Source organism: Gordonia sp. SL306 (assembly GCF_026625785.1).
In the GTDB taxonomy this organism is placed as follows: Bacteria; Actinomycetota; Actinomycetes; order Mycobacteriales; family Mycobacteriaceae; genus Gordonia.
In genome coordinates this window covers 4,540,565-4,554,523 of record NZ_CP113063.1, presented here as the reverse complement: position 1 = coordinate 4,554,523, position 13,959 = coordinate 4,540,565, and the positions used below count along the sequence as shown (strand labels likewise).

Genomic DNA, 13,959 nt, shown 5'->3' with positions numbered 1-13,959 from the left:
TTCAGTAACTCGAACTGCAAAGGTCTCTCCGTGTTCACATCGAAGCCTTCACGTCGCGCGCGCCGCGGCCTGACACAACGTGCGATCGCCATCGTGATCGGTGCGCTCGCCGTCGTGCTCGCCCTGCCGATCGCCGCCAGTGCCGCGCCGACGACCGTCACCCCGGTGCCGGGGCTGCCGCCGCTGACGATCCCCGACATCCCCGGTGCCCCGCAGATCCCGGGTGCCCCGTCGACGCCCAAGAGCACTCCGAAGCCGAAGCCGACCCCCACGACGCCGGAAAAGCCCAAGGGCCCGGCCATCCCGGGGGTCAAGACCTCGACCGGCTGGATCGCACTCGCTGACGATGCCTCCCACCAGATCACCTGGTGGCACAACGGCAATCAGGTCAAGACGATGCCGATCTCGATGGGCACCAACGATCACCCGACCCCGAACGGCGTGTACCACACCAAGGAGAAGTACCGCGACATGTACATGGACTCGTCCACGTACGGTGTGCCGGTCGACTCCGCCGAGGGGTACCGCACGTACGTCGAGTACGCGACCCGCATGTCGTGGGACGGCATCTTCATCCATGCGGCCCCCTGGTCGGTCTCGCAGCAGGGCCGCAGCAATGCGAGCCACGGCTGCATCAACGTGAGCACCGAGAACGGCAAGTGGGTGTTCAACACCATCCCGCGTGACACTCCGATCGTCGTGCGTGGCACCGTCGGTCCGAAATACACCGGCGACTGAACGCACCCGCCAGATCGTCAAGAATGTGAGAAGGGCCCGGTCCACACGGATCGGGCCCTTCTCGTATCCGATGATGTCGCCGACGGCGTAGATGTGATCGACCGCGGTGCGGAAGTGCTCGTCGACGTTCAGCCTGCCCCGGGCGTCCGCTGTCACCGTGCCCGACGGATGCGTCTCGACGGTCATCACGTGCCCGCCGAACCGGAAGGTGACGTCTCGCTCACGCAGTTGGTATTGCAGGGCCTCGATGATCTCACGATGGCAGAAGCGGAGCATCACGGGACGCTGCTCGATGACGGTCACCTTGGTGCCGAGCGCGTTGATTCAGTCCGGACAGATAGAGAACAGCCTCGCGCAAGGTCTTCGACGGGATCGTGCCGGTGTTGATGCACACTCCCCCGACCATGTGCCGCCGCTCGACGATGGCGGCCCGCTTGCCGAGCTTGGCCGCGGCGATCGCGGCCTTCTGCCCCGCCGGACCGGAACCGATGACGACGACGTCGTAGTGATCCATGGACCAAGTCTCACCCCGGATCCGGGGCGGTACGACTCGAGAAGCACAGTGTTCGACGGGATTCAACACCGACGAATCATCGGCGCGGACGAATCGGGCGCGACACGCTCAGGCGGCGAACTCGACCTCGCCCCACTCCGCCGCGCAACCGACGTCCGAGAACGTCGCGCACACCTGCAACCAGGCGGCGAGCGCCTCGCATCCGGTGGTGTCGGGATCCGTCCACGATCCGCGCCGGTACGGCTCCCGGGCATAGGACGTGTGCCGGCCGCCCCGGCGATTTCGGAACACCAGACCGCGCCAGGTGATGGTCCCGGGTAGATAGCCGAGCACCTCCCGGACCGCCGACCAGAGCCGCCCGACGTCGCGGGACATCTGCGCCAGGCCGGGCGATGTCCGATCTGCATTCTGGAAGGAATTGTGCCGCAGGATGTTCCATATCTGGGTCATCCAGGAACGGACTCGGCCCACTGCGAAACCTGCCGTCAGATCGGCGACGTCGCGGAGAAAGGAGTCCGCAGCCGCGTTGCAGATCATGTCGTCCGGCGTACCCACCCAGTGAGCAGGCACCGCGACAGGCAGGGCCGGTCCCGGGCCGGCGACACCCCATCCCGCACAACCCGCCACCACGCCCGTTGGCTGATGGGGGTCGGCGACGAACCCGACCGCCAACACACGCTCGAGCACCGGGTCCGAGGCCTCGCCCAGTTCGTGCAGCGCGGCCCGGATCACCACGGCGCCTTGCGAATAGCCGATCAAGGCGACGGGACCCTCGGTCTGCCACAGGGCCGTGTGGAGCGCGCTCGTACCGATGTCGAGGCTGCGCTGATAGCTGATCCCGCCGATGTGTGTGGCAGGACCGTAGCTGGCGGGATATCCGATCCATCGACAGTCGAAGCGCTCGTCGAGCCCTTCGGTGACGCCACGCAGCATGCCGGTCACGTCACGTCGTCGGTCGCCGTCGAAGGACTCCCCGGTGCCGCCCACCGCGAGCACGGTCACCCGCCGGTGTTGCCGTGATCCGATCTCCGAGAACCCGCCCATCACCCCATGGTGCGTGTGCCGGGTGTGAAATCCCGTGGCCGAGCCTGAGGGTTTCCTGTGATTCGCGCACCGGACGTAAGCGACATCACCCCAGGTCAGATTGATTAACCTGGCTGTAACACGGACAATGGGATACGAAGCACCGCAAATTCAGGAGTTGTTCCCCCATGTCCTTCGCACGTATCCGTGCCCGTTTTCAGCCGTTCGCACAGCGCAAGCTCTACGACGACATCTATGCGCTCGCCAGTCGCAACCAGCGCGACGAACTCCTGGTGATGGCGCAGCGCGCCGAATCCCGCTGATCGCCCCTCAACGCTGACAGACGGGACACCAGTACAGGTTTCGCCCGTCGAGTTCGACGACACGTACTGTGGCCCCACAGATCCGACAGGGCTCCCCCGCGCGGCGATAGACATATGTGCGCGGACGATCGGTCGCATACGACGGCGCCCCGTGGTCGTCTTCGGGCCGGACCACGTGCATGCGTCCGCGGCGCACCCCGATCCGCATCAGGGCCACGAGGTCAGACCACAGCCCGTCGAACTCGTCGGGATCGATCCGGCGACTCTCCCGATACGGGTCGATGCCCGCCCGGAACAGGACCTCCGCCCGATAGACGTTCCCCACGCCCGCGATCACACGTTGGTCCATCAACAAGGCAGCGATCGGTCGGCGCGACCGGCCGATGGCGTCCCGAGCACGTGCCGGGTCCGCATCGCTGCGCAACGGATCGGGACCCAGCCGGGCGATCAGGGCATCCAGGTCGGCCGGGGTGAACAGTTCGCACGCCGTCGGTCCGCGCAGATCCGTCCCCACGTCGCGACCCTCGATCCGCATCCGGACCTGGCCGACCGGATCGTCCATCGGCATCGCCGCCTCGGTGAACGCACCATAGAGACCGAGATGGACGTGGATCATCCGCCGACCGGCCCGCCCCCTGCCCTCGAGCGGCCGAAAATGCTGGACGAGGTGCTTGCCCCACGCTTCCGCCTTGGCGAACACCAGGCCGTCGACTGCGGCGGCACCGTCGACGAAGCGGCCCTGCGGGCTGCTGACACGGACCGGCGACCCGCCGAACACGCGCTGTTGTCGGCGCGCCAACCGATGCAGGGTGTGACCTTCGGGCACGACTCACCCACGACCCGGAGCGGGTCGCCTCAGCTCTGCCCCGGCAGGGCAGGCGCCTCGCCGGTGCGCTCGTAGTCGGCGAGGATGTCGATCCGCCGCTGGTGACGAGCCTCGTCCGACCACGGCGTCGCAATGAACGCATCCACGATCGCGAGGGCTTCCGCCGTGCTGTGCATCCGGCCGCCGATGCCGATGAGCTGCGCATTGTTGTGCTGCCGGGCGAGCTGAGCGGTCTCGGTGCTCCACGCCAGGGCGCAACGCGCACCGGGCACCTTGTTCGCGGCGATCTGCTCGCCGTTTCCGCTGCCGCCCAAGACAATTCCCAGACTGCCCGGGTCTGCCACGGTGCGACGTGCGGCCTCGATGCAGAACGCCGGATAGTCGTCCTGCGCGTCGTAGGTGAGCGCACCGCAATCGACGACTTCATGACCGTTGGCCGTCAGGTGTTCGGCGATCGCGTTCTTCAATTCGAATCCGGCATGGTCGGCACCGAGGTAGACACGCATGGCGTCACTATAGATTGGTCAGGTGGACGCACAATCGCCGATACCCAATGTTCCCGGTGTCTCGGAATCACACGCGGACGCCGACCGTGACCGGACCCCAGCGCCTCAGGAGACGGGACCGGGCGCCTACTGGCTGCCGCCCGCCCAATACGCGCTGCGGCCACGCCTGCATCCATGGGAGATCCCGATGCTCGTGCTGATCGTCGCGATCACGCTCATCGGTTACCTCGTGATCGTCTGGCTGGTGGTCCTCGGCCAGTTCAGCGAGTATTTTCTCGCACTCCTGGCCGCTCCCCTGGTCCTCCTGCTGATTCGTGGGTTGACCTACGCGCAGCCACGGGTGAACGGCGTGCAGATGACGCCGACGCAATTCCCCGAGGGCTACCGGATCGTGGTCGAGGCGGCCGCCCGCTACGGACTCGAGTACGTTCCCGATGCCTACGTGGTGCTCGGCAACGGCATGATCAACGCCTTCGCCTCCGGACACGGCTTCCGGCGGTACGTGGTGGTCTACTCGGACCTCTTCGAGGTGGGTGGTCGCGCGCGCGACCCCGAGGCGCTCGAGTTCATCATCGGCCACGAGGTCGGTCATATCGCCGCGGGCCATACCTCCTACTGGCGACAGCTGGCCACCGTGGTGGGGATGAACATCCCGCTGATCGGCGCGGCACTGTCGCGGGCACAGGAGTACACCGCCGACAACTACGGGTACTACACCAAACCCCGAGGAGTACCAGGGGCTATGGGCGTGCTGTCGGCGGGCAAATACATGTTGTCGGCGGTGGATTTCGACCAGTTCGCGGACCGGGCCACCCACGAACGTGGATTCTTCACCTGGGCGGTCAACGCACTGGCCTCGCACCCCGTGCTCACCTGGCGGGCGGCGGCACTGCGCGATCGCACCCGTGCAGGCGCGATGTTGTTCCGTCCGAAGGCCATCGTGCGCGGCGTCGGCAGCGGCAACGTCGTCCCGGTTCCGCCGCCACCGCACCCGGCGGCCGTCACACCGGGCACGCTGCCGAACGGGCTGGAGATGCCACCCAAGCTCTGAGCCGGTGCGGCATCACCGCACCGGCCCGGCCGGGAGTCAGTCGAATTCGGGAGCTTCGTCGCGACTGCGCTTGAGTTCGAAGAAGTGCGGGTAGGACGCGAGCGCGACAGCGCCGTCCCAGACGGTCCCCGCGGTCTCGCCGCGCGGGATACGGGAGAGCACCGGCCCGAAGAACGCGACACCGTTCACGTGGATGGTCGGGGTTCCGACATCGTCGCCGACCTTGTCCATGCCCTCGTGATGGCTCGTCCGGATCCACTCGTCGAACTCCTCCGACGTGGCAGCGTCCGCCAACGACGGGTCCAGGTCGAGTTCGGCCAGCGACTCGCTGATCACCTGGTCGAAGTCCTTGATGCCCTTGTTGTGGATGCGCGTGCCCATCGCCGCGTAAAGCGGTGCCAAGATCTCGTCGCCCTTCTGCGCCCACGCCGCGGCGATCACGCGTACCGGACGCCAGGCCTGCTTGAGTCCTTCGCGGTATTCCTCGGGGATGTCCTTGCCCTCGTTCAGCACCGCCAGGCTCATGACGTGGAAGTTCACGTCGATGGACCGGACCTTCTCGGCCTCCAGAATCCATCGCGAAGTGATCCAGCACCACGGACACAGTGGGTCGAACCAGAAATCCACCCGATCCCGTGTCTGCTGACCTGTCTGCGTCTCTGTTGCCATCGACCTGACCTTCCGCGTGTGTCGTGGGTATACCTCTTCGCAAACTACAACCAGATTCCCGGACGCTCATTCCCGTTAAGCTGGCCCACGGACCACGATTCGAGAGGCGGACTGACCCGACTGTGACTGCTCCCAACCTGACCCGCGACCAAGCCCGCGAACGCGCCGCGACCATCGACGTCGGCAACTATGCGATCGACCTCGACCTCACCGACGGCAACGGGGGCCCGGGGGTCGACACCTTCCGATCGGTGACCACCGTGACGTTCACGGCCTCGCCCGGGGCCGAGACCTTCATCGACCTCGTCGCACCGTCGCTCATCTCGGCAACCCTCAACGGCACCGACCTCGACGTGTCCGGCTTCGACGAGTCGGTGGGTATCGCACTCCCGTCGCTGGCCGCCGAGAACACCCTCACGGTCGTCGCCGACTGTGCCTACTCCAACACCGGCGAGGGACTGCACCGCTTCGTCGACCCGACTGACGATGCGGTCTATCTGTACTCGCAGTTCGAGACAGCCGACGCCAAGCGCATGTTCGCCTGTTTCGACCAGCCGGACCTGAAGGCCACCTACACGCTGACGGTCACCGCTCCCGAGGACTGGAAGGTGATCTCGAACGCGGCGGTGGTGAACACGCTCGCCGCCGAACCTGGACTCCACCGGTTCCGGGCGACGCCGCTGCTCAGCACGTACCTGGTCGCCCTGATCGCCGGCCCCTATGCGGAGTGGACCGACGACTACACCGACGATCACGGCACCATTCCGCTCGGGATCTATTGCCGTGCATCGCTTGCCGAGCACATGGACGCCGAGCGACTGTTCACCGAGACCAAACAGGGCTTCGGCTTCTACCACCAGAACTTCGGCATCCCCTATGCCTTCGGCAAATACGATCAGCTCTTCGTGCCGGAGTTCAATGCAGGCGCGATGGAGAACGCAGGCGCGGTGACCTTCCTCGAGGACTATGTCTTCCGTTCACGGGTCACCAAGTACCTCTACGAGCGTCGCGCCGAGACCGTCCTGCACGAGATGGCCCACATGTGGTTCGGTGACCTGGTCACCATGCAGTGGTGGGATGACCTGTGGCTCAACGAGTCCTTCGCCACGTTCGCGTCTGTCCTGTCCCAGTCCGAGGCGACCGAGTACAAGAACGCGTGGACCACGTTCGCGAACGTCGAGAAATCCTGGGCGTATCGACAGGACCAGCTGCCGTCCACCCACCCGGTGGCCGCGGATATCCCCGACATCGCAGCCGTCGAGGTCAACTTCGACGGCATCACCTACGCCAAGGGCGCGTCGGTACTCAAGCAACTGGTCGCCTATGTCGGCCTCGAGGACTTCCTGGCCGGCCTGCGCGACTACTTCGAGGCCCACAAGTTCGGCAACGCATCGTTCTCGGACCTCCTTGCCGCACTGGAGAAGTCGTCCGGACGCGATCTGTCCGACTGGGGTTCCCAGTGGCTCAAGACGACCGGCATCAACGTGATGCGGCCCGACTTCGAGCTCGACGCGGACGGGAAGTTCACCCGGTTCACGATCGTCCAGGACGGCGCGAAACCTGGCGCAGGCGAGACCCGCGTCCATCGCATGAAGGTCGGCATCTACGACGACAACGGCTCCGGGACGCTCGAGCGCGTCCACAGCGCCGAACTCGACGTCGAGGGCGAGCGGACCGACGTCGCCGAGCTCGTCGGGATCGCCCGCGGCGCCCTCGTGCTGCTCAACGACGACGATCTCACCTACGCATCGGTCCGACTGGATTCGGAGTCCCTGGCCACCGCGACCACCCGGATCGGCGACATCGCCGATCCGATGCCGCGCACGCTCGTCTGGTCGGCGGCCTGGGAGATGACCCGGCAGGCCGAGATGGCGGCACGCGAGTTCGCCGAGCTGGTGCAGCGCGGCATCGCCTCCGAATCGGAGATCGGTGTGGTGCAACGAGTCCTGATGCAGGCGACCAGCGCAATCGAGGCCTATGCCGATCCCGCATGGGTGTCGGCGACAGGCCGTCCGGGTTTCAGCGCCCGACTGTTCGAACTCGCACGAAGCTCCGAGCCCGGCTCCGATCATCAGCTCGCCTTCGTGAACACCTGGCTCGCCGGCAAGCTCAACGACGATCAGATCCCGGCCGTTCGCGGTCTGCTCGACGGCGACGATCCGACGTCGCACGGACTCGCCGGTCTCGTGGTGGACACCGACATGCGCTGGAAGTTGGTGCGCGCACTGGCCTCCGCCGGCGCGATCGACACGGACCCGGCGAGCTCGCCCATCATCGACGCCGAGGCGGGACGCGACAACACGGCCACCGGTCAGCGCCAGGCCGCCGCCGCACGGGCGTCCCGACCACTGGCCGAGGCCAAGGCCGACGCCTGGGCTCAGGCCGTCGAGGACGACTCGCTCTCGAATGTCTACACCCGGACCATGATCGAGGGCTTCGCACGGGCAGGCCAGGACGAGCTGCTGCAGCCGTATGTGGCCAAGTACTTCGAGGCGATCCCCGACATCTGGGCCCGTCGGTCGAGCGAGGTGGCGCAAACGGTTGTCGTGGGCCTCTACCCACATTGGGCGATCAACGCCGAGAGTATCGCCGCCGCGGACGAGTTCCTGTCCGCCGATCACCCGCCGGCACTGAAGCGCCTGATCTCCGAGGGGCGTGACACCGTGGCCCGGTCGCTGCGCGCACGGGAGTTCGACGCACAGCAGTGAGTGTCCGGGGTCCGGCGGCACTGTCGTCGGACCCCGCCTCGCTCAGCGGCTTCGCCAGCGATACCGGACCTGAGGTCGCCCGGTGTTGCCGTATTCGGTGGTGCGCTCGACCGTGCCGTCGTCGGCCAGCCGCTCCAGATATCGCCAGGCGGTGACGCGCGAACTCCCCAGCACCGCTGCCACCTCCGACGCGGTGAGGCCACCGTCGCTGTCCCGGACCGCGCGCCCGACGGCATCCTCGGTGTCCGGGGCGGCCCCCTTCTTCGCGGTCCGCCGCGTGTCCGAGGTCCGCAGTTCGGCAAGAGCTCGGTCGACGTCACGCTGACTCACCGCATCACTGCCTGCGGTGAGCGCACCTCGATAGTTGAGGTACTGCCGGATCTTCTCACCGAAGGCCGCAAAGGTGAAGGGCTTCAGGAGATACAGCAGTACGCCATGGGACATCGCACTGCGCACCGTGGCCAGATCACGCTGCGCGGTGATCGCGATGACATCCGGGCCGGGCCGCACGCCCGACAGCGCGGAGGCGAGGTCCACCCCACGCGCATCGGGCAGTCCCAGGTCGAGCAGCACCAGGTCGATCGGCTCCGACGATCCCGCGGCCTCGGTCGCGACCCGCATCGCCTGCTGCGCCGTGGTGACCGACGCCACGATCTCGAATCCACCCACGCGGGAGAGATATTCGCGATGCGCCTCGGCGATGAGGGGTTCGTCCTCGACGATCAGCACGCGGATCATCGATCGCCGTCCCCCGACAACATCACCGTCACCACGGACGCATAGGTGTTCTCGGCACGCAGGGTTCCGTGATGCCGATCGACCACCTGGGCGACCAGTGCCAGACCCAACCCGCGGCCGAGGGCATCACCACCCGCCTTGGTGGAGTACCCCCTGGTCTGTGCGCGATCGAACTCGCCGGGGTCCATTCCGGGTCCGCTGTCGGCGACGACGACCTCGAGATGGCCGTGGTCCCCGACGACGGTCACCTCCACCCAGGGGTCGGCGGGATCACATGCGTCGAGCGCATTGTCGATGAGATTGCCCACGACGGTGATCATCTCACCGACGGTCAGGAGTTCGATCGCATCGTCGCCGAATTGCGAATCTTCGGTGAGCATCAACGAGATGCCACGCTCGGCGGCCTGTGCCGACTTCCCCAGCAGCAGTGCGGCCAGCGCCGGCTCCGCCACGGTTTCGGTCATCCGATCGATCAATCGTTGCGACAACTGCATCTCGGTCGTCGCCATCAGCGCCGCCTCCTCGCTGCGGCCCGTCTCGATCATCGCGACCACGGTGTGCAGCCGATTCGCGGATTCGTGCAGCTGCGATCTCAGCGCCTCGGCGAATCGGGTCATCGAGTCGAGTTCGCCCATGGCCTCGGCCAATTCGGTGCGGTCCCGAATCGTGACGACCGCGGAGGTGGCGTCGGTCGGCACCGGCGACCGGCTGACCACCAGTGTCCGGCCCTGTTCGGCGTAGAGCACGTCGACCAACGGCTCGTCGCCGCTGACGAGGAAGGCAGGCAGTTCGACCTCTCCGTTGTGCCCCCCGCCCAGCAGCCGCCGAGCCTCGTCGTTGACCAGTGCTGGGTGGCCGCGCTCGGTCACCACCAGCCCTTCGCGAACGGCATGGAGCACCGCGTCGTGGTGCTCGTACATGAGCCGGAGCTCCGACGGTGCCAGCCCACCGGTCTGTCGGAGGAGTCTGCGGCGGATCAGCCAGAGACCCAACCCGGCCGTCACGAGTGCCGCGAGCGCGATCGCGGCGATCAGCGGCAGTTGCGCAAGCCACGCCGCGGTGAGCGACTGCTGGGTGATCCCCGCCGCGACCAGCCCGACGATCCGCCCGTCGGGGGCACGGACCGGCGCGACCGTCCGGACCGACGGTCCGAGCGTGCCCGTGTAGGTCTCGGTGTGGACCTCGCCCCGGAGCGCCTCGACCGTCGATCCGATGTACTTCTGCCCGATGAGCCCGGGATTGGTGTGCGTGTAGCGGGTGCCGTCGGTGCCCATGATCGTGATGAAGGCGATGTCCGTCGCCTTCCGGACCTGTTCGGTCACCGGTTGCAGAGTCGCCGCCGGATCGGGCGACATGAGTGCGCGGGACGTAGACGGTGAATCGGCGAGACTCACCGCGATCGCCGTCACCTCGTCCCGGGCGGCACGATCACCGTCGACTCGGGCATCGATCGCGGCGAGCACACTACCGGCGACGACGATGACGGCGACCAGCATCAGCAGCCAGGCAACCGCCTGACCAGCGAGAGTCCGGGGAATCGCTCGATACATCGGCCACCTCCACCCGGGAATCGTCGGTTTCGTTCGGTGAACGAAACGAACTCAATCGTGACCCGCGTCACGCTTTCATCCCACAATCCATACACGGACGGTGACCGCGCGGTCCATGACGCGGCTACGACGAGAGGAATCCGATGAATCTGCGATCACGACCGAACGAGCCGGGCGACGAGCCCGCTCCTCCGGTGTCCACCACTGATCTGCCCGCGGTCAAGAAGCGCGATCGCACGCATTGGCTCTACATCGCCGTGATCGTCGCGGTGGTGGCCGGTGTCGTCGTCGGCCTCGTCGCGCCGCAGGCCGGCAAGGATCTCGCGTTCCTGGGCACCATGTTCGTGAGCCTGATCAAGATGATGATCGCGCCGGTGATCTTCTGCACCATCGTCCTCGGCATCGGGTCGGTACGGAAGGCGGCGACCGTCGGTAAGGTCGGCGGACTCGCATTCGTGTACTTCCTGGTGATGTCGACCGTCGCGCTGGCGATCGGCCTCGTCGTCGGCAACCTGATCAAGCCCGGCGAAGGTCTCAACATCACGACGGCCGCGGGCAAGGGCGCCGAACTCGCGGCGGAGGCACATGAATCCGGTGGGACGCTCGACTTCGTCGAGGGCATCATCCCCACCTCGATGGTGTCCGCGCTGACGGAGGGCAATGTGTTGCAGGCGCTGTTCGTCGCCCTGCTCGTGGGATTCGCGATCCAGGCCATGGGCCGCACCGGCGAGCCGATCCTGACCGCGGTGTCGTACTTCCAGAAACTCGTCTTCAAGGTCTTGTCGATGATCCTGTGGGTGGCCCCGATCGGCGCATTCGGCGCGATCGCCAACGTCGTCGGCCAGACGGGGTGGGCCGCGGTCCAGCAACTGCTGATCCTGATGCTGGCGTTCTACCTCACCTGCGTGGTGTTCGTGTTCGGTGTCCTCGGCGTCCTGCTGCGGACCGTGGCGAGCGTGTCCATCTTCCGGTTGGTCCGCTACCTCGCCCGTGAGTACCTGCTGATCTTCGCCACCTCGTCGTCGGAGTCCGCCCTCCCGCGCCTGATCGCGAAGATGGAACACCTGGGCGTGGAGAAGACCACCGTGGGCGTGGTGGTGCCCACCGGATATTCGTTCAACCTCGACGGGACGGCCATCTATCTCACGATGGCCTCGATCTTCATCGCCGATGCGATGGGCGACCCGCTGTCGATCGGCGAACAGATCGGTCTGCTGGCATTCATGATCATCGCGTCGAAGGGCGCAGCAGGCGTCAGCGGCGCGGGGTTGGCCACCCTGGCCGGCGGGTTGCAGGCCCATCGACCCGAGATGCTCGACGGCGTGGGACTCATCGTCGGGATCGACCGGTTCATGTCCGAGGCCCGCGCGGTGACCAACTTCTCCGGCAACGCGGTCGCGACGCTGCTGGTCGGCTCGTGGACGGGGACCGTCGACAAGGGCAGGGTCGACACCGTCCTCAGCGGCGGCGCACCGTTCAACGAGTCGGACATGGTCGACGACGAACCGGTGGTCCGCCGCTCGGGCGAGGACGCGGAGCGGACATCACCACGGTCGGATCGCGTACTGACCGATCACTGACCGCGGACACCGACAGAAAGACTGACGGCCGCTCACCCGGGGGTGAGCGGCCGTCAGTTGGATTGTCTGGATTGTGAGGTACGCCCTCAGCAGGCTCCGGTACCGCCCGTCAGGAGACGGCGGCAGCGGTCGACATCACCCGCAGCGCCGCGATCAATCCGTCGATCAGGTCACCCTGACGGAAACTCGTCACGGCCGCGGTCACACCGAGCTGGGCGACGCGATCGTTGACCCGGTCGGCGACGGCGACACCCGAGACCACCACGACCTCGTGGGCATTCGGGGACACTGCGATCAGCGCGCCGTTGGCGGGCTCCGGAGAGCGGAGCAGTACCGCGCGAGCATCCGCGACGGCGTCCGCACCGAGCTCACCGATGTAGACCGAGAACCGGACGAGGGCCTTCTCGCTGGCGCTCTTGAGCGCGTCGTCGAGCCCGATCAGTTCCTCACGGGTGAACGGCGGCGTGGTGGGCGCCTGACCCGGGAACCGCGTCGCCGAGACGCGTCCACTGTTGGTGATGACCGTGCCGACCGGCAGTGCACTCCCGGCCGCCGATGTCGCCTCGACCTCGGCGTGACGACCTGTTGCTACCTCACCACTTGCCACTGGCCGAGCCTCCGTCCACATCGGTCGATTCCGCATGATGTGCCAGCGTCATCGGCTCTATGCCCGTGGCGCTGAAGAGCAGTGGGGCGCGATCCCACTGCTGATCGAGGGTGTACAGCGACACCTTCGGATACTTCGTGTTGAACGTGAACGCCATCGCGATGACACATGCCACGACAAGGACCACACAGATGATCGTGACAGGCACTCCGATGGCGACGATCAGGTTGTCCATGTCACCCTTTCGATCGGTTGCACTGCGGTGACCTGCGGAACATCCGAAGTACAGGTCATTGTGATCAATCTAGCCGACGCACGCGGCACTCGGGCGCTGACCCCTACAGTGCGTCGTAGACACGATTTCGCCGATCCACCATCCGATTCCTGGCCGGATCAGGCGGCCCCGGCGTCGATGTACTGCGCCCACGCCGGATCGATCTCCTTGACCGTGGCCAGCAAACGCCAATGACGCCCCTTCGGGACCCCCGGCTGGACACGCAGCGACCAGCCCAGCTCGCTCAGGAGCCGATCGGCCTTGCGGTGGTTGCAGCTCGCGCAACAGGCGACGCAGTTCTCCCACGAGTGGGCACCGCCCCGACTCCGTGGCAACACATGATCGATGGTGGTCGCCTTGGCGGAGCAGTACCCGCAGCGAAAACGGTCGCGGTGCATCAGCGCGGCCCGCGTCAGCGGCACCACGGCGCGATACGGCACCTTGACGAACGACCGCAACCGGATGACCGAGGGCACCGGAACCGACATGTCGGCCGAATGCACGGCGAGTCCGCCGTCGTCGGCGTGCACGACGTCGGCGCGCTCACGCAGGACCAGGACGATGGCCCGTCGCAGAGAGATGGCGGTCAGCGGCTCATAGGTGGCGTTGAGCAACAGCACCCGGCGACGACCCCAGAGCAATGCCGAACGCGACGGACAGGCGCCAACGGACTCGTGCGCGCGGCCGCCTGGGAGCGTGGTGAGCGCAGTGATGCGCGCCCGGCCGCCGTCGGCCGATACCGTCTTTGCTGCGCTCCTGCTCGTCATATGTGTCTCCCACCTCAACACGACGAGGTCAAGTTGACCATGGAACACGGACTATTGCACGACAATTGTGCGTGTCACCGCAGGT

Annotated in this window: 14 protein-coding genes and 1 pseudogene; 5 read left to right on the top strand and 10 right to left on the bottom strand. The window is 66.6% G+C overall.

Features of this window, described 5'->3' with window-relative positions:
- Nucleotides 1-30: 30 nt before the first annotated feature.
- A complete protein-coding gene (locus OVA31_RS20820; RefSeq protein ID WP_267628477.1) occupies nucleotides 31-738 on the top strand; it encodes a L,D-transpeptidase in 708 nt (235 codons plus the stop codon).
- 66 nt (nucleotides 739-804) lie between these two features.
- Here the strand turns inward: OVA31_RS20820 and OVA31_RS20815 are convergent.
- Together OVA31_RS20815 and OVA31_RS20810 are read right to left on the bottom strand one after the other, a co-directional pair.
- Nucleotides 805-1,252, bottom strand: a pseudogene (locus tag OVA31_RS20815) (FAD-dependent oxidoreductase); the annotation flags it as partial.
- Nucleotides 1,253-1,360: 108 nt separating this feature from the next.
- Nucleotides 1,361-2,296: a PE-PPE domain-containing protein gene (locus OVA31_RS20810; protein ID WP_267628476.1), complete on the bottom strand. Its 936-nt coding sequence runs from the start codon at nucleotides 2,294-2,296 to the stop codon at nucleotides 1,361-1,363.
- A gap of 167 nt (nucleotides 2,297-2,463) precedes the next feature.
- Between OVA31_RS20810 and OVA31_RS20805 the strand changes: the two genes are divergently transcribed.
- Entirely contained in the window at nucleotides 2,464-2,598 is a 135-nt protein-coding gene (locus tag OVA31_RS20805; protein WP_267628475.1) for a hypothetical protein, read from the top strand.
- Nucleotides 2,599-2,605: 7 nt separating this feature from the next.
- Here the strand turns inward: OVA31_RS20805 and OVA31_RS20800 are convergent, their stop codons facing one another.
- Both OVA31_RS20800 and OVA31_RS20795 read right to left on the bottom strand, forming a co-directional pair.
- Nucleotides 2,606-3,424: an Fpg/Nei family DNA glycosylase gene (locus tag OVA31_RS20800; protein ID WP_267628474.1), complete on the bottom strand. Its 819-nt coding sequence runs from the start codon at nucleotides 3,422-3,424 to the stop codon at nucleotides 2,606-2,608.
- A gap of 29 nt (nucleotides 3,425-3,453) precedes the next feature.
- Nucleotides 3,454-3,930 carry a ribose-5-phosphate isomerase gene (locus tag OVA31_RS20795; RefSeq protein ID WP_267628473.1) on the bottom strand — a complete coding sequence of 159 codons (477 nt, stop codon included), beginning with the start codon at nucleotides 3,928-3,930 and terminating at the stop codon, nucleotides 3,454-3,456.
- 22 nt (nucleotides 3,931-3,952) lie between these two features.
- Here OVA31_RS20795 and OVA31_RS20790 point away from each other — a divergent pair, with 22 nt between their 5' ends.
- Nucleotides 3,953-4,981 carry a M48 family metallopeptidase gene (locus OVA31_RS20790; protein ID WP_267628472.1) on the top strand — a complete coding sequence of 343 codons (1,029 nt, stop codon included), beginning with the start codon at nucleotides 3,953-3,955 and terminating at the stop codon, nucleotides 4,979-4,981.
- A 36-nt stretch (nucleotides 4,982-5,017) separates the two neighbouring features.
- On the opposite strand, the gene OVA31_RS20785 is transcribed toward OVA31_RS20790, so the two are convergent.
- On the bottom strand, nucleotides 5,018-5,650 hold the full coding sequence (locus OVA31_RS20785; RefSeq protein ID WP_267628471.1) for a DsbA family protein: 633 nt from the start codon (nucleotides 5,648-5,650) through the stop codon (nucleotides 5,018-5,020).
- A gap of 122 nt (nucleotides 5,651-5,772) precedes the next feature.
- Here OVA31_RS20785 and pepN point away from each other — a divergent pair, with 122 nt between their 5' ends.
- Nucleotides 5,773-8,358: an aminopeptidase N gene (pepN, locus tag OVA31_RS20780; protein ID WP_267628469.1), complete on the top strand. Its 2,586-nt coding sequence runs from the start codon at nucleotides 5,773-5,775 to the stop codon at nucleotides 8,356-8,358.
- A gap of 42 nt (nucleotides 8,359-8,400) precedes the next feature.
- Here pepN and OVA31_RS20775 read toward each other — a convergent pair whose 3' ends face one another.
- Complete coding sequence (locus OVA31_RS20775) at nucleotides 8,401-9,096, bottom strand: response regulator (protein ID WP_267628468.1); 696 nt, start codon at nucleotides 9,094-9,096, stop codon at nucleotides 8,401-8,403.
- Nucleotides 9,093-10,646, bottom strand: a complete 1,554-nt coding sequence (locus tag OVA31_RS20770; protein ID WP_267628467.1) for an ATP-binding protein — start codon at nucleotides 10,644-10,646, stop codon at nucleotides 9,093-9,095. The genes OVA31_RS20775 and OVA31_RS20770 overlap by 4 nt, the downstream gene beginning before the upstream one ends.
- Nucleotides 10,647-10,789: 143 nt before the next feature.
- Here OVA31_RS20770 and OVA31_RS20765 point away from each other — a divergent pair, with 143 nt between their 5' ends.
- Nucleotides 10,790-12,226 (top strand): cation:dicarboxylate symporter family transporter, encoded by a 1,437-nt coding sequence (locus OVA31_RS20765; RefSeq protein ID WP_267628465.1) that lies wholly within the window; start codon nucleotides 10,790-10,792, stop codon nucleotides 12,224-12,226.
- A gap of 109 nt (nucleotides 12,227-12,335) precedes the next feature.
- On the opposite strand, the gene OVA31_RS20760 is transcribed toward OVA31_RS20765, so the two are convergent.
- The 3 genes from OVA31_RS20760 to OVA31_RS20750 form a co-directional block, all read right to left on the bottom strand.
- Nucleotides 12,336-12,833, bottom strand: coding sequence for a DUF5130 family protein (locus OVA31_RS20760; protein ID WP_267628464.1), 498 nt, complete (start codon nucleotides 12,831-12,833; stop codon nucleotides 12,336-12,338).
- The gene (locus OVA31_RS20755) at nucleotides 12,820-13,068 is read right to left on the bottom strand and encodes a hypothetical protein (protein WP_267628463.1); all 249 of its coding nucleotides are present in this window, start codon (nucleotides 13,066-13,068) and stop codon (nucleotides 12,820-12,822) included. The genes OVA31_RS20760 and OVA31_RS20755 overlap by 14 nt, the downstream gene beginning before the upstream one ends.
- A 158-nt stretch (nucleotides 13,069-13,226) precedes the next feature.
- Complete coding sequence (locus tag OVA31_RS20750) at nucleotides 13,227-13,874, bottom strand: HNH endonuclease (protein WP_267628462.1); 648 nt, start codon at nucleotides 13,872-13,874, stop codon at nucleotides 13,227-13,229.
- Nucleotides 13,875-13,959: the final 85 nt, after the last annotated feature.